General features: G+C 50.2%; 19 protein-coding genes. 17 read left to right on the top strand and 2 right to left on the bottom strand.

Annotated elements, in window-relative coordinates; genetic code table 11:
• Nucleotides 1-33 precede the first annotated feature (33 nt).
• From EHT25_RS00655 to EHT25_RS00575, 17 genes are all read left to right on the top strand, one after another.
• A complete protein-coding gene (locus EHT25_RS00655; RefSeq protein WP_124869117.1) occupies nucleotides 34-2,061 on the top strand; it encodes a glycosyltransferase family 39 protein in 2,028 nt (675 codons plus the stop codon).
• Nucleotides 2,062-2,074: 13 nt separating this feature from the next.
• Complete coding sequence (locus EHT25_RS00650) at nucleotides 2,075-2,773, top strand: WbqC family protein (protein ID WP_124869115.1); 699 nt, start codon at nucleotides 2,075-2,077, stop codon at nucleotides 2,771-2,773.
• A 72-nt stretch (nucleotides 2,774-2,845) separates the two neighbouring features.
• Nucleotides 2,846-3,499, top strand: a complete 654-nt coding sequence (locus EHT25_RS00645) for an acetyltransferase (protein ID WP_124869112.1) — start codon at nucleotides 2,846-2,848, stop codon at nucleotides 3,497-3,499.
• Nucleotides 3,496-4,695, top strand: coding sequence for a glycosyltransferase (locus tag EHT25_RS00640; protein ID WP_124869109.1), 1,200 nt, complete (start codon nucleotides 3,496-3,498; stop codon nucleotides 4,693-4,695). The genes EHT25_RS00645 and EHT25_RS00640 overlap by 4 nt, the downstream gene beginning before the upstream one ends.
• Before the next feature lies 1 nt (nucleotide 4,696).
• Nucleotides 4,697-5,791: an acyltransferase family protein gene (locus tag EHT25_RS00635; RefSeq protein ID WP_229311385.1), complete on the top strand. Its 1,095-nt coding sequence runs from the start codon at nucleotides 4,697-4,699 to the stop codon at nucleotides 5,789-5,791.
• Nucleotides 5,788-6,771: a glycosyltransferase family protein gene (locus EHT25_RS00630; RefSeq protein ID WP_124869106.1), complete on the top strand. Its 984-nt coding sequence runs from the start codon at nucleotides 5,788-5,790 to the stop codon at nucleotides 6,769-6,771. Before EHT25_RS00635 ends, EHT25_RS00630 begins: the two co-directional genes overlap by 4 nt.
• 101 nt (nucleotides 6,772-6,872) lie before the next feature.
• A complete protein-coding gene (locus EHT25_RS00625; RefSeq protein WP_124869103.1) occupies nucleotides 6,873-7,706 on the top strand; it encodes a DUF5672 family protein in 834 nt (277 codons plus the stop codon).
• Nucleotides 7,690-8,718 (top strand): glycosyltransferase family 2 protein, encoded by a 1,029-nt coding sequence (locus EHT25_RS00620; RefSeq protein WP_124869100.1) that lies wholly within the window; start codon nucleotides 7,690-7,692, stop codon nucleotides 8,716-8,718. The genes EHT25_RS00625 and EHT25_RS00620 overlap by 17 nt, the downstream gene beginning before the upstream one ends.
• An 8-nt stretch (nucleotides 8,719-8,726) precedes the next feature.
• A complete protein-coding gene (locus EHT25_RS00615) occupies nucleotides 8,727-9,689 on the top strand; it encodes a hypothetical protein (RefSeq protein ID WP_124869097.1) in 963 nt (320 codons plus the stop codon).
• Between the two features lie 294 nt (nucleotides 9,690-9,983).
• Nucleotides 9,984-11,339, top strand: coding sequence for a hypothetical protein (locus EHT25_RS00610; RefSeq protein ID WP_124869093.1), 1,356 nt, complete (start codon nucleotides 9,984-9,986; stop codon nucleotides 11,337-11,339).
• Between the two features lie 61 nt (nucleotides 11,340-11,400).
• On the top strand, nucleotides 11,401-12,582 hold the full coding sequence (locus EHT25_RS00605) for a glycosyltransferase family 4 protein (RefSeq protein WP_124869090.1): 1,182 nt from the start codon (nucleotides 11,401-11,403) through the stop codon (nucleotides 12,580-12,582).
• Nucleotides 12,579-13,730, top strand: a complete 1,152-nt coding sequence (locus tag EHT25_RS00600) for a glycosyltransferase (RefSeq protein ID WP_124869087.1) — start codon at nucleotides 12,579-12,581, stop codon at nucleotides 13,728-13,730. Before EHT25_RS00605 ends, EHT25_RS00600 begins: the two co-directional genes overlap by 4 nt.
• Entirely contained in the window at nucleotides 13,727-14,650 is a 924-nt protein-coding gene (locus EHT25_RS00595; protein ID WP_124869084.1) for a glycosyltransferase family 2 protein, read from the top strand. The genes EHT25_RS00600 and EHT25_RS00595 overlap by 4 nt, the downstream gene beginning before the upstream one ends.
• Nucleotides 14,610-15,185, top strand: a complete 576-nt coding sequence (locus EHT25_RS00590; protein ID WP_124869081.1) for a WcaF family extracellular polysaccharide biosynthesis acetyltransferase — start codon at nucleotides 14,610-14,612, stop codon at nucleotides 15,183-15,185. The genes EHT25_RS00595 and EHT25_RS00590 overlap by 41 nt, the downstream gene beginning before the upstream one ends.
• Nucleotides 15,182-15,934 (top strand): glycosyltransferase family 2 protein, encoded by a 753-nt coding sequence (locus EHT25_RS00585; protein WP_124869078.1) that lies wholly within the window; start codon nucleotides 15,182-15,184, stop codon nucleotides 15,932-15,934. The genes EHT25_RS00590 and EHT25_RS00585 overlap by 4 nt, the downstream gene beginning before the upstream one ends.
• A gap of 138 nt (nucleotides 15,935-16,072) precedes the next feature.
• Nucleotides 16,073-17,281 carry a glycosyltransferase family 4 protein gene (locus EHT25_RS00580; protein WP_124869075.1) on the top strand — a complete coding sequence of 403 codons (1,209 nt, stop codon included), beginning with the start codon at nucleotides 16,073-16,075 and terminating at the stop codon, nucleotides 17,279-17,281.
• A 76-nt stretch (nucleotides 17,282-17,357) separates the two neighbouring features.
• Nucleotides 17,358-17,663 carry a hypothetical protein gene (locus EHT25_RS00575; protein WP_124869072.1) on the top strand — a complete coding sequence of 102 codons (306 nt, stop codon included), beginning with the start codon at nucleotides 17,358-17,360 and terminating at the stop codon, nucleotides 17,661-17,663.
• 79 nt (nucleotides 17,664-17,742) lie between these two features.
• On the opposite strand, the gene msrA is transcribed toward EHT25_RS00575, so the two are convergent.
• Nucleotides 17,743-18,393, bottom strand: coding sequence for a peptide-methionine (S)-S-oxide reductase MsrA (gene msrA, locus EHT25_RS00570; RefSeq protein WP_124869069.1), 651 nt, complete (start codon nucleotides 18,391-18,393; stop codon nucleotides 17,743-17,745).
• A gap of 212 nt (nucleotides 18,394-18,605) precedes the next feature.
• Nucleotides 18,606-18,866 (bottom strand): hypothetical protein, encoded by a 261-nt coding sequence (locus EHT25_RS00565; protein WP_124869066.1) that lies wholly within the window; start codon nucleotides 18,864-18,866, stop codon nucleotides 18,606-18,608.
• Between the last annotated feature and the right edge of the window lie 202 nt (nucleotides 18,867-19,068).

The raw sequence follows: 19,068 nt of genomic DNA, 5'->3' as shown, positions 1-19,068 counted from the left end.
CATTGCCATCTAATCCACTGCCAGAATTACGTCATGACTCTGTTTTACCTGGTCACGTTTGCCCTGTTCGTTGTTTACATTGGCAACACCGCAGCCGGTATCAGCCGACGGTCGCTGACCGAGTGGTTACTGGTTTCCTTCATCCTGTTTACCGGTAGCATCATCCTGACCGGTTATTGCCTGTCGGCATTATACCTGACAGCATCAACGCCCGTTTGGGCTTTCGCCGTTTTTCTCACCACCACCGTTTTCAGGCTGGTTTTTGGCCGGTTAGTCGATCAGAAACGCTGGTCGGTCAACCGACTGCTGCGGGAACGGCGGGAAGATTTCCGCGATTGGTTTCGCTCGCTTTCGCCCTATTTCAAGGGTTTGTTTACGGTTTTGATGGCCACATTAAGCATCATTGCCGTCACGAACCTCCTGCTCGTTCTCTTTACGCCCCCCAACGAATGGGACAGCATGACCGGCCACCTGAACCGGGTCATGCAGTATATCCAGCGTGGAACGATGCGGCATTTTGGCGGCACGAACTGGAATATGGATACGTACCCGAAAAGCGTTTGTACGATTCAGATCTATTCGTTTCTGATCACGGGCCGGTTCGAAAACGCCTTTAAGCTGGTTCATCACCTGTCGTACTGGATGGCGCTCGTTGCGGTTTTCGGCATCACCCGAATCATCAGCAAGAGCCTGACTGCCGGCTTTTTTGCCGCCTTCTGCTACGCCCTGCTCCCCGATTTTCTGATGCAGGCCATTACGACCGAAACCGACATTGTGCTGACGGCCTATCTGGGTTCGCTGCTCTACTTTTTGTTTGCCTTTTCCGAAACCCGCGACAACCGGTACCTCTACCTGACCGGTATGGCGTTCGGCATGGCGTACGGCCACAAAGTCACGTTTACGCTGCTGCTGCCATCGGTTTTTATGGTCATGGTTTATACGGTTTTCTGGTCGCCGAGCCTTCCGGTTTTCCTGAATCGCCTGAAATACCTGACGCCCGCGATCATCGCTGGTGTTTGTGTGTTCATGCTGCCGACCGGCTATTTGAAAAACATTCAGGTTTTTGGTCACCCGATTGGCCCACCGACCGCCCTCCGGCACCAGTCGGTCGAGCGGGCCGGGCCACTGTCCAATTTGCTCGAACAGGGCACGCGCAACGTCATTCGGTACGGCTACGACCACGTCAATCTGGATGGCCTCCGGAATACCCAATGGGGCCTCGACCTGAACCAGCTCATGCGAAAACCGCTGGTGAAGCTGGAGGAAGTAACCAAGCTCCGGCTCGACGAAGAAACCGACTTCTCCATTCAGCCGTTCAGCTTCAGCCGCCGGTTTGAGTTTTTCAACGCCAATCCGTACTGGGGCATCATCGGGTTTGCCCTGATTTTACCGCTGGTTTTGCTGAGCCTGGTAGGCATGATGCGGTCGAAAGCGCACTTTTTTCTGGCCGTTGCGGTGGCGCTGCATTTTCTGGCTCTCTCCTACTCGGCCCCCTACGATCCGTTCAAAGGGCGGTACTTCATTGAAACCGGCCTGATCGGTTCGCTGTTTCTATCGCTTTTGTTCACGAATAGCCTCATTTCAATTAGCCAACCGCGCCACCTGCTGGTCAAAACCTATGTGGGCATTGTGGTTCTGGTTGGTTGTTTGTCGGCCCTTTTTGCGGTTTTTCTGAACGAACGCTGTTTACCTTTTGCGGCATACGGTCGGCCTTCGGCGTTTTCGTCCGAACGGATGTACCTCCAGATGATGTTCCGCCCGGATAGTTACGTGCCTTACGAACGATTCGATCAATTGGTCCCGGAGAATGCAACCGTTGCGTTAGGAACTATCAACGACGATTTTGAATATCCGCTGTACGGAAAACACCTATCGCGCCGGCTCATCCCGATCAATCCATTTGAGAAAGGCGTTCAACCGATTCCGAAAGAAGCCAATTACCTGTTCTTTTCAAAAAACGTCATTAAACCCCAGCCAGGCGACATCCGGCTGGGAACCGACACGACGATGAAGGGGCTGATTGTGCCGGGTGAGGATTATTATTTACGCAAACTGAAGTAGCGGTTTTACTGATATGACCATTGCCATCATGCAGCCTTATTTTCTGCCTTACATCGGATATCTCCAACTGATCAAGGCCGTGGATAAGTTCATTATTTACGACGATGTTGCTTTTATTAACCGGGGCTGGATCAACCGCAACCGGCTGCTGGTGAACGGCAAAGAGCATTTGTTTACCATTCCGCTGAAAGATGCCAGCCAGAACAAGCGAATCTGTGATGTTGAACTGGGTGACGATCCGAAATGGCGGCAAAAAATGTTGAAGACAATTGAACAATCGTATCGAAAAGCGCCTTTTTATACAACGGTTTATCCTTTGCTGGAAAAAATCGTAAACTTGGAAGCGCGTACGATTGCGGACCTGATCGGCGGCAGTTTGATTCTGCTAAACGATTATCTGGGCATTCAGACGGAGATTGTTCCGTCGTCAACCGTATACGGAAACGACGACCTGAAGGCGCAGGAGCGAATTCTGGACATCTGTCTGCGGGAAAAAGCAAACCGCTATATCAACCCGATCGGTGGGCAGGAGCTCTACGATCGGCAACGCTTTGCGAATGAAGGGATCGAATTGTTCTTCATCCAGTCGAAGCGTGTGGACTATCCGCAGTTTCAAAATGAATTTGTACCCTGGCTTTCCATCGCCGACGTGCTGATGTTCAACGACATCCCCAAAGTGCAGGACATGCTGAACGAATTTGAGTTAATTTAATTTTGAATGCGTGCGTGAATAAACCGGAAAAGGCATTCACTCATTCACTCATTCACTCATTCACAATTAACAATGGCAAAAGTTATCATTTTTGGCGTTCTGGATACGGCCGAATTAGCCCATTATTACCTCACCCACGACTCGGCGGACGAAGTGGTGGCTTTTACCGTGAACCGCGAGTATCTGAAGGAAACGGAGTTCAAAGGACTGCCGGTGGTGGCCTTCGAAGAAGTGGAAACGATTTTTCCTCCGCAGGAATTCAAGTTTTTCGCCCCCATGACCGGACGAAAAATGAACAAAAACCGCGAAAAAGTATACCTGGACGCCAAGGCCAAAGGATACGAATTCATCTCGTACATCAGTTCCAAAGCCACGGTTTTTAACAACCCGATTGGCGAAAACTGCTTCATTCTGGAAGACAACACGATTCAGCCTTTTACGACGATTGGAAACAACGTTGTTTTGTGGAGCGGCAACCACATCGGTCACCATGGGCAGATCAAAGACCACGTCTTTTTTACTTCCCATGTCGTACTGTCGGGCCATTGCGTCGTCGATTCGTACAGCTTTTTCGGCGTCAACAGCACCATTCGGGACTACCTCCACATCGGCGAAGGAACGCTGGTGGCCATGTCCGCATCCGTCACCAAATCCACCGAACCCTGGGGCGTTTACATGGGCAGTCCCGCCGAAAAGAAGCCGATACCAAGCCATAAAGTGTATTGAAAAAGATCCTTTTCATCGGCCACGACGCCAACCGTGCGGGGGCACAATTGGTGTTGTTGCAGATGCTCCAGATGCTGAAACAGCGAAATGTCCCCACCCATTTGCTGCTCTGTGGAGACGGTCCACTGGAGGACGAGTATCGCCAGCTTAGCTCTGTTACCTTTTTTCCAAAACCGGTCACAAGACTAATCGGCCGCCGGATCGACAAGTTGCTGTACCTGCTGCGAATTGGTCAATGGCTGCACCGGCGTGAAGAGCAACGACGCTGGCAGAACTTTGCCGACGAAATCCGGTCGCAGAACATTGGTTTGGTGATGGTCAATACCGTTACGAGTGCAAAGGGGTATCAACCGATTTATGAGCTGGTGAAATCAACTCCGGTTATTCTCTTTGTACACGAACTGGAAATGGCTGTCCGGATGTACACACAACCGGCTAATCTGCGTTTTTTGCTCGATCATTCCGATCATTTGATTGCGGTTTCGAAAGCGGTGGCGCGGTTTTACGTGGATACCTACGGGTTTGACCCCGCCCGGATCAGTACGTTTCAACTCATTGATATTCCGAATCTTCTCCAAAAAATTGACCAGGCCCGTCACCGCCCGGATGTGATGGCGCAACACCACATTCCCGAAAACGCGATCATCGTTGGCGGTTGTGGCAACGCCGAGTGGCGCAAAGGCAACGACCTCTTCAACGTCATTGCCCAACTGGTAATTAGCCGCTATAGCGATCGACCGATCTATTTTGTCTGGGTCGGAATGCCGCGCCACGGTTTGTACGAAGATCTGGCGCTGGACCTGAAAAAGGCCGGTTTAAGTGAGCGCGTGCTGCTGATCGAACCCACGCCCGACGTGTTCCGGTATACCACTCGTTTTGATATATTTGCACTTTGTTCGCGCGAAGATCCGTATCCGCTCGTGGTGCTGGAAGCCGCCCTGAGCGAGACGCCCGTCGTTTGTTTTGAACACGCGGGAGGTGCGCCCGAGCTGGTTGAAACGGATGGCGGCTTTGTCGTTCCGTACCTCGATACGGTGGCGATGGCCAACGCGATCGGAGCGCTGATCGACGACCCGGCCAAACGCAGGACCATGGGCCAAGCTCTTCGGCGTAAAGTGATCGAACGACATTCTTCGGACCAAAGCATGGACTCTTTTCTGGCAATTGTCAATCAATTGACCACAACACCAACCTGATATGAGTTTGAGTAAACCAGCCGGCCATTTGCCCCAGTTAGATGGCTTACGGGCATTTGCCATCGTCTTTGTCCTGATTTTTCACTGGTTTCCGCCGGATGCACTGATCAATCAACTGCCCAATGGCTCCATTGGCGTCACGCTGTTTTTTGTCCTCAGCGGTTTTCTGATTACGCAGATCCTGATCAAAAACCGCAATCAGATTCTGGCGGGCAAAAATACCCAAACGGCTGTTTATAAGAACTTTATCATCCGTCGGGCGCTGCGCATCTTCCCGATTTATTACCTGTTTCTGACGTTCATCTATTTCGTTTTGCCCGACACCTCCGATGTCAGCAAGTATCCGGCCTATTATTACCTTTACGGCTATAACTTCCTGTTGCATAAAACCGGCAACTGGGGCGATTTGCTCTCGCCTTTCTGGACGCTATCGGTCGAGGAACAATTCTACCTCGTCTGGCCGTCCGTAATCTTGCTAACCCCCCGTACGAAACTCCGCGGAGTGATCATTTTTACGATTCTGCTGGGTATCGGAACCCGCATTTGGTGGGGATTAATGGGCAATCGGGAGGGCGTTCTGACGCTGACCTGCCTCGATTCGTTCGGAATTGGCGCACTCTGGAGTTACATTGTGGTTGAACAACCCGAACTAATTCCGACCTTCCGGAAACAACTGCTCTGGGCCACGCTGCTGGCACTAGCCTGTTTTATTTTCATGCTGATGCAGCCCTACACCAGCTTTTTCCGATTGTACCAACGAACGCTTTTATCGGTACTGGCCTTGTATTTCGTCGTCCACGCGACGTTCGGGTTTCGCGGGCTGAGCGGTCAGGTTCTGGAAAATCCGGTTTTGACGTACCTTGGCAAAATCAGTTACGGCATGTACGTTTACCACATGGTGGTTTCGGGCTTCCTGACCGGACCGGTTTTGAATGTCCTGAGTCGGTTTTCGCCCATTTCCCTGCACAATCCCTGGATTCACCGCTTCACCAGTTTTGGTCTTCTGGTGATCGTGGCCTCCCTGTCGTGGTTTCTGATTGAAAAACCGGCCAATAATCTAAAGCGGTATTTTACGTACTCAAAATCACCGGCATGACGTTAGCGTTCACGATTTGTTCGATCAATTACCTGGCGCAGGCCCGAACGCTGGGCGATTCGTTGCGGCAAACCAATCCGGACTGGCAGTACGTCATCGGTCTGGTCGATAAACTGGATCAGGCTAATTTACCGGCCTCGCTCCTCCCCGATTATCCGATGCTGGAAGTCGATCAGATCGAAATCGAGGATTTTGCGGGCATGTGCGACCGGTACGACATTACGGAATTGAACACCGCCGTCAAACCGTTCTACATCGATTACTTTTTCAGGCATTACCCAGACGCTTCCGAAGTCATTTATTTCGACCCGGATATCATTGTTTATCAGCCGCTTACTCAGCTGAAACAGCGTTTGCGGGAATACAATCTGGTGGTGACGCCCCATATCTGCCAACCCATTACGGACTGGCTGATTCCGAATGAGTTGAACCACCTCAATACCGGTACGTTCAACCTGGGGTTTATCGGGTTGCAAAAAACCGAGGAATCGAACCGGTTTGTGCAGTGGTGGAAAAAACGGCTGGTGCATGAATGCCGGATTGATCTGTGCAACGGTTTATTCGTTGATCAACACTGGGTTAACTTCGCACCAATTTACTACGACAAGGTCTGGATTGAAAAACATCCCGGGTATAATGCCGCCTACTGGAACCTGCACGAGCGGTTTTTCTCGGAGCAGAATGGGGTCTGGAAAGTCAACGATTCGGCCGATCTGCAGTTTTTCCACTACAGCGGCTACGGCGTCCATAAACCGCAGGAAATATCCAAATACCAAAACCGATTTACCTTTTCCGACCGGCCCGACGTGGTTCCGCTTTTTGACTTATACCGACAGCGCCTGCTGGATAACATGAACGAAACGTACCGAAATTATCCCTGTTATTACATCAAACCACCCAAAACCCTGTATTACCAGCGAGTTCGACAATCGCTGAAATCTCCGATCAATGCATTAATTTCGGCGTTGGAAAACAGGTGACAAGAATACGGTTTACGGTTTTCAGAGTACGGTTTGCTGGCGCGTTCCTAAGCTTGCGTCCGCCAACTATACCCTGAAAACCGTAAACTGAAAACCGTAAAATGAACAAACAACGTAAGAATCCGCAGTTGGCGGGTGTCGTCATTCCGGTTTATCAATCGTCGCTGACGCGTTACGAACAGATTGCCCTCGACCAGTGCCTGCGCATTTTGGGGAAACATCCGATTATACTGATCAAACCGCATTCGCTGGATGTTTCTTTTCTGACCCAACCCCATCCGCAGCTTCAGGTTCGGGAGTTTGCGGATTCGTACTTTCTGAATGTGCAGACCTATAACCGGCTGATGTTGTCGGAAGAATTTTACCAGGCGTTTACGGATTTTGAATTCATTCTCATTCACCAACTGGATGCGTTCGTTTTCAAGGATGAGCTGGTTGACTGGTGCCGCAGCGGGTACGAATACATCGGCGCTCCCTGGCTCCGCGACCGCGATTTTTCCGGCTGGAAGGACGAAGCGGTTTTTACGGTCAAGAAAAAGATTGCGATCTGGTTCGATCTGAAAAAGGAAGACGGGATTACTCCCCGGGAAATTACCTCGCTCAATGGGGTTGGCAATGGTGGTTTTTCGCTCCGAAAAGTGTCTTCCCTGTTGCGCTGGATCCGGTTTTTCAAGAAAAAGATCGCCAATTACGAAAAAATTCACGCCCATCAATACAACGAAGATGTGTTCTGGGGCATCGAAATAAACCGCTATTTCCCCGTTCTTAACGTCCCGGATTTCCGGACGGCCCTGCGGTTTTCGGTCGAATTTTACCCCGAACGCGCCATCCAGAACTATAATCAGGGCCAGTTGCCGTTTGGCTGCCACGCCTGGGACATCCACGGAACCGACTATTGGCGGCCCATTTTTGCAACCTATGGCTACACCATCTGATCCGACCCGCCCGACCATTTCCGTGGCGCTTTGTACCTATAACGGAGAAGCCTATCTGGAAACACAGCTTCAAAGTATCCTGAAACAGAGCCTTTTACCCGATGAGCTGGTGGTGTGTGACGACGACTCGACCGATCAGACCCGGGCGGTTCTGGAAGCATTTGCCAGTCGTGCCCCCTTCCCCGTCCGGATTTTCCGGAACCCGACGCGGCTGGGTTTCAACAAGAATTTTGAAAAAGCGTTTTCGCACTGCACCGGTGAGTTCATCTTTATTTGTGACCAGGATGACTGCTGGCTACCCGAAAAAATCGAAACCCTTTCGACCTATTTGGTGCAACATCCCGCAACCGATCTGGTGTTTAGCAACGCTCACATTGCCGATACGCAACTCAACGACACCGGTCGCTTGTTCTGGGACACGGTGCGGTTTACGGAACCGATCCGGGAGCGGTGGCGCCGGGGCGAAGCGATGGAAGTTTTGCTGGACGGAAACCGGGTCATGGGCTGTACGTCGGCGCTTCGCCGGCGACTGCTGGCGGATTTTTTGCCCATTCCAAACCTGCCCAATTACATTTACGACGGCTGGATGGGCCTGGTGGCCGCGGCCAAAGGTACGATTGATTTTTACGAAAAACCGTTGATCTGGTACCGAACCCACGAAAAACAACAGGTGGGAACACGTCCTCCGGCAGCTGGAAAACCAGTGCGGTTTATGGACCGGTTTTCGCGCCCTCATCGTGAGAAATTAGACCCATTGATCCGTAAACACCAGAACTTAAGTGATTTATATAAATTAGTGAGCCAACGCGTACCGGATCAAACGCCCGGAATCCGCCAGTTCAAACGCCGACTGGCCCACTATGCCCGACGGAGTACGCTGCCCGACGGGCGATTTTCCCGCCTTGGTGGAGTGGTTCGGGAATTATTTTCCGGGAATTACCATCGCTACGTCGATCAGGAAGCCAACGCGGCAGCGCCGTACCTGGCGGCCGTTGGCGATTTACTCGAGTAACCAAAGTTATGATTACATTTCTGACCGTTTGCACCATCCGTCAATTGCCCCAGGCGCTCGCGCTGGGCGAGAGCCTGCAGCAGCAACATCCTGCCGACGCCTTCGTAATCGGGCTTTGCGACGATGTTTCGCATTTGCCCACCGGTTTTCAATTTCCGTATCCGGTCGTTTCAATCAATGACCTGAGCATTCCGGATCGCGCGTCGTTGTCGCAACAGTATACATCTGCCGAATTTCTGGCAGCCTGTAAGCCGTTGTTTATCAAGCAGATTTATAAAAATCTGGCCCAAAACGACTGGCTGATTTACGTCGACCCGTCGATTTATTTTTTCCAACCGCTGTCGGATCTGCAAGCCCGGTATGCCGAAGCCACGGTTTTGCTGACCCCCCATTTACTCAAACCCCTGACCGACAACGCATTTCCGGACGAAAAATACATTCAGAATGTTGGTTTATACAGTTCCGGTTTTCTCGCCCTCCGACAGACGGCCGAAACAACCCGCTTTCTGGACTGGTGGAGCAGTCGGGTGCCGGAGCGGGCGTTTGCCCGTCCTTGCGAAGGCCAGTATACCGACCAGATCTGGCTCGTTCTGACACCCGGCTTGTTCGAGGGTGTTACGATTGTTAAACAGCCGGGCTGGCACCTCGGCTTGTGGAATCTGCACGAACGCCCTACCGAAGAAACCGAAGCCGTTATTTTCCTGAATTACAAAGGATTGGTTGATCAGGAAGGCTATTTTCAGGCGCAAACCCGAAACCGGTTGGCCTCGTTTCCGGTGATCAAAAACCGGTTGCGGGCGTATCAGAACCGGCTCAGTCAATTCGATCAGGTTGGTTTGATGCGCGTGCTGCCTGCTTATGGTCTTCAACCGTTCAGACCACCGCTGAAGGGGTGGAGAAAAAAGACCGTCACGAGTCTGTATCAGACGATTGAGTTCATTGATACCGTTGATATTCCCCGAAAAATGTAGTGATTCCGATCGGAAACCGGTCGCCGTACGCTGATATTACGACATCATCGTTCCGTCTTCACTATTCTTTTCGTTATATTTGTCCAGATATTAAAAAAATACAATTGGTTGGGATTCGAAGCAGCTGTATCAGATGTTTTTAAAACCGCCGGTTTTTGCGAGTCAATGTGGTCATGGAACCCGGCTTTGGGATACTCCGAAGAAAAATGCCTTCGGCCAGGCCGTTAAATTTGTCAAAATTAACTTTATGGAGCCTGCAATCCACCAGTGCTCTGTCATAAACCAGTTTATTCGATGCGTGATATACTGTCTTATTTCACCCTCAGGAGACTCGATTTAATGCGGATGGTAACCGGAATTTTAATAATTATTGACGGTTATCCACTCATCTTTTTTTTCAAAGAATCCCTGAAGCTGGCGCCGGGAAGTACCGCCTTTACGGCTGCCGTCCTGGCGATGGGTTACCTGTTGATGATTCCGACCACCATCTTTCGAAAGCTGTACCGCTGCAATACGGTTTTATTGCGGTTTGGAATCATCTTTCTGATATTTTCCATTGTTTCCATGTATGTCTATCCGTTTATCTTTTTCAAAAGTTATACGCAGGACATGCTCTATTACCTCTATATCTTCGCGTTCCTGTTTCTGCTGATCAATACACCGAATGATATCATCGAGGTTTTTATCCCGATTACGGTATTGTTTGCGGTTGTTTCAAACCTGGGTCTTGTTTACGCCTTGTTGACCGACCCTACCTGGACCATTGGACAACGGGCTGCCATTCAATACGGGGAAGGTGAGTACCGAACCGGTAACCCGCACGTTTTTGCCCGCAATGCCCTAATCTGCGTCGTGGCTTGCGGAATCTGGGTAACTCAGCCCAAAACCAACTTCTTTGTTCGGATTTTCGCCTTCTTTTCCTGCGTTTTCAGCATGGGGATTCTCGTTTTGACGCAGGTGCGATCGAGTATTCTGGCGCTCATCATCATCATCTTCTGTTTTCTGCTTTTTAACGTTCGGCCCGCTCAGATCAAGTTACTTGCGAGGACATTAATCAGGCCTACTTCGTTGTTGTTGATTGCCGTGGTGTTTATTGGTATCTCATTATTTATCCGTCGGAACATCGACCTCTATGCGGTTTTATACGGGTATGCCGTTGCGTTTATCGAGCGAAATATGGAAAACGTTTTCGCCGTATTCGGGCTGAAAGGGCAGGATAACTTTGCCGCTTCGCTGGATGCTTCCGCCGGAAACCGGGCCACCAGTTTTCTCTATCTACGAATCCTGCTTGAAGGCCACCTTCACGTCATATTATACGGGCAGGGCTATAAGTCCACCTACTTGGATGTCCCAATACTGGAAGCACTCGTCAACCACGGGTTTGTCGGTTTCTTCCTGTTCGCCTGTTTTATCCTGTTGATGCTGGTATACAGCCTGAAAGCCATGCGAGACAACCCCGACCCACTTTCCACCTTTCTGGCCTATTTTTACATTTATATGTTCGTCCAGATGTTCACTGTCGGACGACCGTATGAGATGGCGCACTGGCAACCGTTCTGTATGCTTATGAGGTTCATCGGAATGGATCGTGTTTTCCCGAGGCATTTGTTAAACCACCCGGACAAACTGGAGTCGCAACTGCTCGCTTGACAACCTTATTTTGTAACGCATTTGATAAGATGGTCACGCGCTCCATCAGGTTACCATCTCTATGAAAATTCTAATTGTTCACAATATTTTGTGGGCACACTACAAGGCAACGGTTTTCAGTGAACTCCATCGGCTGGCCCCGGCTTATGATTGCCAGGTGCACGTTTTGCAGATTGCCCAAACCGAGCAGTCGCGGGTTTTATTCGGGAAACCGGATCAACTACCGGACCAGTACAGCTACGAATTGCTTTTTGATACGGTTGTCGAACAGGTCGGCACCTTGCCCAAAATGAAAGCGCTGGTAAGTCGGATGCGGGCCTACCGCCCCGACATGCTTTTAATTACAGGGTATTACGACCCCGCCCAGATCGCCCTGATGACGGTTGCCAAACTGAGCGGTATCAAAGTCATTATCCAAACCGAATCGACACCCGTTGATCTGGTCCGCAGCGGAGCCAAAGAATGGCTAAAAAGCCGCATCATCTCGATGGCCGATGGTTTTTTCTGTTTCGGAACACCCCAGGCCGACTACCTGATTCAGTTGGGTGTTCGGCCCGAAAAAATTCTGGTTCATCGAAACGCGGTGGTCGACAACTCCAAATTACGGCACATCCACGATCGCGTCCTGCCCGACCGGTTTTTGAAACAAACTGAAGCCGGTCTAAAACCGGCCAATTTCATTTACGTAGGACGTCTGGCCCCGGAAAAAAACATAACGCTTCTGATTGACTCTTTTCATCAGGCTTTACAAAAGGCAAAAGATTCAACCGGCTGGGGTTTGATCCTGCTCGGCGACGGCAATCAGAAAGCCACGCTTCTCGCTCAAATTGATCGGCTTCATCTGCAGGATTCGGTTCAGATTTTACCCAATCAGCCCTGGTATCGGGTTCCCGAAACCCTGGCCCTGGCCGACGTGCTGGTGTTGCCCAGTTTATCGGAACCCTGGGGGCTGGTCGTCAACGAAGCAATGGCCTGCGGGATGCCGGTGGTGGTTTCAAACCGTTGTGGCTGCGCCCAGGACCTGGTCCAGCACAACCAGAATGGGTATGTTTTTGATCCGCTTCAGCCCGGCGAACTGACGACCTCGCTGCTCAACTTCATCGACGGCCGGGCCAATCAGCAGGCCATGAGCCTGCGGTCGGAACAAATCATTGCGGAATTTGATCCGCAGGTCGTTGGACAGAAAATGATGGAAGGATTTGTAAAAGTGCGTCGTGGGTCGTTATTTCAGCCTTCTTTATGAACATTCTCCACATCTGCGCCTATTCCTGGGACATTGGCGGGCCGCCCCGCATCATTTATGATTACACCAGTGTGCTGGCCCCTCAGGGTGAAAAATTAACGATTTTAACCCCAATGTCCGCAGGCGATGTGCTCTACACCACCGCGCCGGGAGTACGGGTAGTTCAGGTCAAACGGCATTGGTTTGCCCGGTTTTTTCCAGAATTTTCGCCCGGGCTGTACCGCTACCTCCGCGACCACGGCAACGAATACGACATCATTCATATTCACGGAATCTGGCATTTTGGGGCGGTTGCCCCGTATTTTGTCAAACTTCGCGCGGCCAAAGTGGTAACCATTCACGGGCTGCTCGACCGCTGGACTTTAAAACACGGGTACTGGAAAAAGAAAATCATGTCATGGGTCATTCAGAAGCAGCTGCTCAAAAAAACACCCCTGATTCTGATCAATAATAAACGGGAAGACGACGACGTACGCCGGTATCTGGGCTACCAGCATCCGAACGTTCAGATTATTCCCAACGGGTTACGCATTTCAGAATACCAGAATTTACCCGCCAAAGGAACGTTTCGGCAACAGCATCAGATTGAAAATAACCAGCAGATGATTCTGTTTTTGAGCCGGATTCACATTAAAAAAGGGGTTGATATCTTGTTACCGGCCTTCCGGTTGCTTCAGAAAACCCATCCGAATGCGGTTTTGGTGCTGGCCGGGCCCGACGACGGTTATTTGCCGGATGTTCAGCAGTTCATCGAAACGCATCAGCTCCGGAAAAGCATTATTCTACCAGGCATGCTGATCAATACCGACAAACTGGCCGCCTTTGCCGACGCTGATGTGTTTACCTTGCCGTCGTATTCCGAAGGGTTTTCGGTGGCGGCTATGGAAGCGCTGGCCTGCGGTGTGCCTGCGGTGCTGACCGACCACGTCGGTTTCAGCGATTACCTGCGGGCGTATGAAGCCGCTTACATTAGTGACACCACCGTGGAGTCGGTACGCGACGGACTGGCATATCTGCTCGATCATCCTGCCGAAGCCGCTCTCATGGCTCAGAATGCCCGGCGCATGGTGAGTGAAGTGTGTGATATCAACGTCGTGGCCAATCGCGTTCTCGATGCCTACCATCAACTTGTTCCCCAGCAGGTATGAGCAGCATTTCAGTAATCATTCTGACCCACAACGAAGAAAAGCACATCGGACGCTGCATTGCCAGCCTGCTGCCGTTTACAAATCAGATTTTTATCGTCGATTCGTTTTCGACCGACCAAACTGTTGAAGTCGCCCGGGCGATGGGGGCTGTGGTCGTGCAGAATCCCTGGGTCAATTACGCCACGCAGTTTAACTACGGCATCCGGCATATTCCCTTCCGCTCCACCTGGTTGATGCGCATGGATGCCGATGAATACGTTTTGCCCGAACTGGCTACGGAAATTAAAAACCGCCTGGCTACCCTGCCCGATGATGTCAGCGGGGTGTACGTCAAACGCCGGGTGATGTTTATGAACCGCTGGATGCGCCACGGAGATTATTATCCGACCTGGCTGCTGCGGCTCTGGCGCAGCGGCCAGGGCATCTGCGAAGAAACCTGGATGGACGAGCACATCAAGCTTTCGGCCGGGCATCCGATCCGGTTCGAACACGACATTGTAGATCACAATCTCAACAACCTGACCTGGTGGACACAAAAACATAATCTGTACGCCATTCGGGAGGTGATCGATATATTAAACATTCGCTTTAACTTTGACCAATCCATTCGGGTCGAACCCAAATTGTTCGGTACGCAGGAACAGCGAAAGCGGTATCTGAAGCTGCGGTATGCGTCGTTACCGCTCTTTACCCGGCCGTTTCTGTACTTTTTCTACCGGTACTTTGTCCGGCTCGGATTGATCGACGGACGTCCGGGATTGATGTGGCACTTTTTGCAGGGACTCTGGTACCGGTTTCTGGTCGACGCCAAACTGTACGAAGTCTACTACCGTGTAGGCACTGATAAACAAGCAATTATTGATTTTTTCCGAACAGAATATGGAAAAGACCTCCTGGCCGAACGGCCGGGCCAGCACTGACCTCTCGGTTTACGACAATAGCTGGTGGAATCCGGGACCGAAATGGAAAATCATCCTGTGGTTTTTGGTCAGTTCTGTGTTCATCAACTCCTATGCACCGATCCCCGTGCGGATTAAAAAGTGGATTTTGACGCTCTTTGGGGCTAAAATCGGTGCCGGTTTTGCCATCAAACCCGCTGTAACTATCAAATTTCCCTGGATGCTGACCATCGGCGATTATGTCTGGATCGGCGAAGGCGTCTGGATCGACAACCTAGCACCCGTGACCATCGGTAATCACGTCTGTATTTCGCAGGGTGCCATGCTGGAAACCGGTAACCACAATTACCGAAACCGGACGTTCGATTTGTTTGTTAAATCCATACATCTGGAAAATGGCGTCTGGATTGGAGCCAAATCCGTGGTTTGCCCCGGCATAACCTGCCATTCTCATTCCATTCTTTCGGTGGGAGCCGTTGCCACAAAATCCCTCGAAGCCTACGGGATCTACCAGGGGAATCCCGCCATTTGGGTTAAAAACCGCGAAATTTCATGAAAATCACCATCATAACTGTTGTGTATAATGGCGCGGCTACGATTCGGGACAGCATCGAATCGGTGCTGAACCAGACTTATTCCGATATTGAATACATCGTCATCGACGGCAAATCAAAGGATAACACCGCCGACATCGTACGGTCCTACGGTTCGCGCATTTCCCGTTTTGTGTCGGAGCCCGACAAAGGGTTATACGACGCCATCAACAAAGGAATTCGGATGGCAACCGGCGATTTTATTGGGTTAATCAACGCCGATGACTTTTATACCCACAACCAGGTGGTCGAAAAAGTTGTCTCCTTAATTGAGCGCACACATTGCGATGCCGTATACGGTGATGTGATTTACGTAAATCAGCAAAATAAGGAGAAAATTGACCGCTACTGGAAAGTGGGCGAATACAAGGAAGGGGCTTTTTTATGGGGCTGGATGCCTCCTCACCCGACCTGTTTTATCCGACGGTCGGTTTACGAAGAATTGGGTGGTTACACGCTCAAACTTAAAAGTTCATCAGACTATGAATTGCTGTTGCGGTTCATCCATAAACACAAAATTAAACTCAGTTATCTGCCCGAAGTACTGGTGACAATGCGGTCGGGCGGCATGAGTAACGCGACCCTCAAACACCGCTGGCGGGCGAACCGCGAGGATCGCCAGGGATGGAAGTTAAACGGCCTGCGTCCTTACTTTTTTACACTTTTGCTTAAACCATTAAGAAAAATTGACCAGCTATTACCAAAGCTGTGAAAAATAACCGTCTTTTGCACCGCATGATAAATTTTCTATACCATTAAGTCATTTTTGATTGTACGAAAAGCTTTAAACGGTAACATTTATACTCTCTCTATGTGATTTTATAGCTAACGTATCATCACACCTGCCATTATGAATCTGGAATTGCTTCTTTCTTATATCCAAAATAAATTGACGGACGATCTGTTCCAGTTGGGGCTTTATCAATGTCTTCTTTCCTTTCTGGTCGCCTGTTTTGTCGCTGTTGTTTCCATTCCGGTCGTTATTAAAATTTCGGAGCTGAAGTTTCTCATGGAGAAGCCCGGTGTGCGGAGTTCCCATAAAACCGCTACGCCAACCTTTGGCGGTATTGCTATTTTTGCTGCTATTTTGATCAGTTATTTTCTCTGGCCAGCCATCGACCAGACCGACATTTACCGGACGAACCTTTCCATTGTCGGCATGTCGATTTTGTTCTTTATCGGAATCAAAGACGATATGGTGGGCATCGACCCGAACAAGAAAATCTTCTTCCAGGTCCTACCGTCGTTAATTCTGATTTTCTTCGGAAAACTGCGCATCGACTATTTATACGGTATTTTTGGAATGTACCACATCAATGATGTGTTTTCAATCCTGATTACCTGCCTGATCTTTATTACCATTATCAACGCCATCAACCTAATCGACGGCATTGACGGGTTGGCCGGGGCCATTTCGACCCTCGCGAGTCTGACGTTCGGCGGCTGGTTTCTGCTCACGAACCACTTTGCCATGGCCTGTCTTGCCTTTACGTTGTCCGGCGCATTGGTTGGTTTTCTGCGGTTTAATTTTTCGCACACCAGCAAGATTTTCATGGGTAATACCGGTTCGCTCATTCTGGGCTTTCTGCTGTCGTTTTTTGCCGTACGGTTTATCAACCTGAACAATTCCTTCCGGTTCGATCCCACCTCGTTTTTCAACGCGCCAATCATCGCCATTGTGATTCTGATTGTTCCGATTTTTGATACCCTGCGGGTTTTTCTGGTTCGGATCATGGCCGGGCGTTCGCCCTTTTCCGCCGACCGGAACCACATGCACCACATTATTGTCGATAACGGTCTGTCGCACGCAGCCGCTACGGCCGTCCTGTGCTCCATTTCGCTGTTGAATACGATTTTGTTTTTTCTTTTCCACCGCGACATTTCCAACACCGTTTCACTGTTCATTCTGATTGGGATGTTTTTCCTTTACATGACCATGGGTGTTTTCCTGAAAATGCGGGCTCGGGTGCAGGCTATTGACAAACCACGACGGAAAGGACTCTACCTCAGCCAGTTGGCCAATGCTTTTTCCGGAAAAAACATTCTGAGGTACTTGTAAAAACATCCGTTGTCCGGCGTTTTCCAACAATAGAGCGATTCGGTTGTTATACTTCCATCATCAGAAATGATCTCGTATGGAAAAACCGAACAAAGGAGATGGTGACACCCAATCTCCGCAAGCCGCCCAAAACCTGCGACCTCGGGCTGTAGAAGATGAGGACGAAATTCCACCTCTTTCCGAAGCCGACACGGCGCCCATGTACACCGACCTGGGCTTAGGTCCGGAGGATGCCTACAACAAAGGTGGTGACGAAGCCCTCGACACGATGTTGTACACCGATACGCACACCTCCATTAACACGGCAGAAAACCGCTCCAATTCCCTCGCTTATGAGGGAGACATCGACGATCTGACGATAGAAATTGAGAAGGATAAATGACCGTATTCCGTTTACCGTCTTCAGTGGCCGACGCAAGCTTCAACAAGAACTCGTCAGCCACTGAAGACGGTAAACCCGGTCAGGAATTGGCTTCGTTTTTCAGCTTCCCCTTCATCGCCTTCCGCAGCTTTTCAACCTTGGGTAGCGACACGTTGCGGATGTACGGCTGATTGGGATGGAGTTTGAAATAATTCTGGTGAAAATTTTCCGCCGGGTAGAATTCCTTCAGCGGCAACACTTCCGTTACCACCGGATTTCTGTAGTGTTTGGAATCATTCGTTCGCTGAATGGCAGCCTCAATCGCCTGTTTTTCGGCCGGTGTGCGGTAAAAAGCGACTGAACGATAATCACGTCCCACATCAGGCCCCTGCCGGTTAAGCGTCGTCGGATCGTGACCCGCGAAAAACGCATCGAGTAAGTCTTTGTAACTGATGACCCCGGGATCGTAATAAACCTGCACCGATTCGGCATGACCGGTTTCATCCGTTCCCACCTGTGTATACGTCGGATTTTTTACCGAGCCCCCGGCATAGCCCGAGATCACCTCCCGAACACCCTTCAGTTGATCGAACCCTTCTTCCTGCGCCCAGAAGCAACCGCCGGCAAATGTGGCAACGGCCTCCCCCGGTTTTAAGGCCGGTAGTTTGGCGGGCGTTGTATCCTGCGTCTGCGCCGGTGTACAGCCGATCAGAAATAGTAACCCTAACACTGCATTTTTGAAGGATTTCATAGCCAAGATTGGTTTATTCCTTCTGAACAAATTCCCTTGCCAGCTCGTTCGCTGGTGCTGCCCACGGGTCACTCTTCCCCAATTTTTTCAATGGGTAACCCCTCATTCACTCATCCGTTTCCTGAAACCGCATCGTATTGATGGCGGAATACCTGAAAATGATAGCGGCCAACCAGAAGTAACCCTTTGAAGCGATTTGATCATCCGGCACATCATACCAGCGGTGATGTCAGGACCAGATCGTATTCGGTTTCCAGTTTGCGCATCCAATCCTGCATGGGCGCGCCATCAAACGCGATTACCGGAAGGTCCGTTCGTCGGCCTTCTTCATCGATCAGGTAAACCGAAAGCAGTCGACTGCCGGAAGATACAACGTAATTAACTGCTTCCATTAACTGCTCGATCTCTTCAGAATAAAGATGAAACGAACGCCGTTTTCCGTGCGGGTACCGAACGTTGAAATAAAGCCACATATTACCGATAATTGGGGATACATAACCCAGGTTGAAAATAGCTATTCACTGATTCCTCACTTAATTAACCAACAAAATTTACCCTATATTTTATATGCAATTCATTGTATATTATATATATAACTAATAATTACCGAACATGTTCATCCTGTTCGTATTGAATAATGGTAAACGTTGAGCAAACGGTTTAGTTCAATACGAA

Source organism: Larkinella rosea, assembly GCF_003858635.1.
Taxonomy (GTDB): Bacteria; Bacteroidota; Bacteroidia; order Cytophagales; family Spirosomataceae; genus Larkinella; species Larkinella rosea.
Note: the sequence above shows the minus strand (reverse complement) of the source record. Positions and strands in the feature narration are given on the sequence as shown.

Coding starts and splice junctions, on each gene's coding strand:
- EHT25_RS00655 (WP_124869117.1), top strand. CDS start 34: ATGACTCTGTTTTACCTGGTCACGTTTGCCCTGTTCGTTGTTTACATT.
- EHT25_RS00650 (WP_124869115.1), top strand. CDS start 2,075: ATGACCATTGCCATCATGCAGCCTTATTTTCTGCCTTACATCGGATAT.
- EHT25_RS00645 (WP_124869112.1), top strand. CDS start 2,846: ATGGCAAAAGTTATCATTTTTGGCGTTCTGGATACGGCCGAATTAGCC.
- EHT25_RS00635 (WP_229311385.1), top strand. CDS start 4,697: ATGAGTTTGAGTAAACCAGCCGGCCATTTGCCCCAGTTAGATGGCTTA.
- EHT25_RS00630 (WP_124869106.1), top strand. CDS start 5,788: ATGACGTTAGCGTTCACGATTTGTTCGATCAATTACCTGGCGCAGGCC.
- EHT25_RS00625 (WP_124869103.1), top strand. CDS start 6,873: ATGAACAAACAACGTAAGAATCCGCAGTTGGCGGGTGTCGTCATTCCG.
- EHT25_RS00620 (WP_124869100.1), top strand. CDS start 7,690: ATGGCTACACCATCTGATCCGACCCGCCCGACCATTTCCGTGGCGCTT.
- EHT25_RS00615 (WP_124869097.1), top strand. CDS start 8,727: ATGATTACATTTCTGACCGTTTGCACCATCCGTCAATTGCCCCAGGCG.
- EHT25_RS00610 (WP_124869093.1), top strand. CDS start 9,984: ATGCGTGATATACTGTCTTATTTCACCCTCAGGAGACTCGATTTAATG.
- EHT25_RS00605 (WP_124869090.1), top strand. CDS start 11,401: ATGAAAATTCTAATTGTTCACAATATTTTGTGGGCACACTACAAGGCA.
- EHT25_RS00600 (WP_124869087.1), top strand. CDS start 12,579: ATGAACATTCTCCACATCTGCGCCTATTCCTGGGACATTGGCGGGCCG.
- EHT25_RS00595 (WP_124869084.1), top strand. CDS start 13,727: ATGAGCAGCATTTCAGTAATCATTCTGACCCACAACGAAGAAAAGCAC.
- EHT25_RS00590 (WP_124869081.1), top strand. CDS start 14,610: ATGGAAAAGACCTCCTGGCCGAACGGCCGGGCCAGCACTGACCTCTCG.
- EHT25_RS00585 (WP_124869078.1), top strand. CDS start 15,182: ATGAAAATCACCATCATAACTGTTGTGTATAATGGCGCGGCTACGATT.
- EHT25_RS00580 (WP_124869075.1), top strand. CDS start 16,073: ATGAATCTGGAATTGCTTCTTTCTTATATCCAAAATAAATTGACGGAC.
- EHT25_RS00575 (WP_124869072.1), top strand. CDS start 17,358: ATGGAAAAACCGAACAAAGGAGATGGTGACACCCAATCTCCGCAAGCC.
- msrA (WP_124869069.1), bottom strand. CDS start 18,393: ATGAAATCCTTCAAAAATGCAGTGTTAGGGTTACTATTTCTGATCGGC.
- EHT25_RS00565 (WP_124869066.1), bottom strand. CDS start 18,866: ATGTGGCTTTATTTCAACGTTCGGTACCCGCACGGAAAACGGCGTTCG.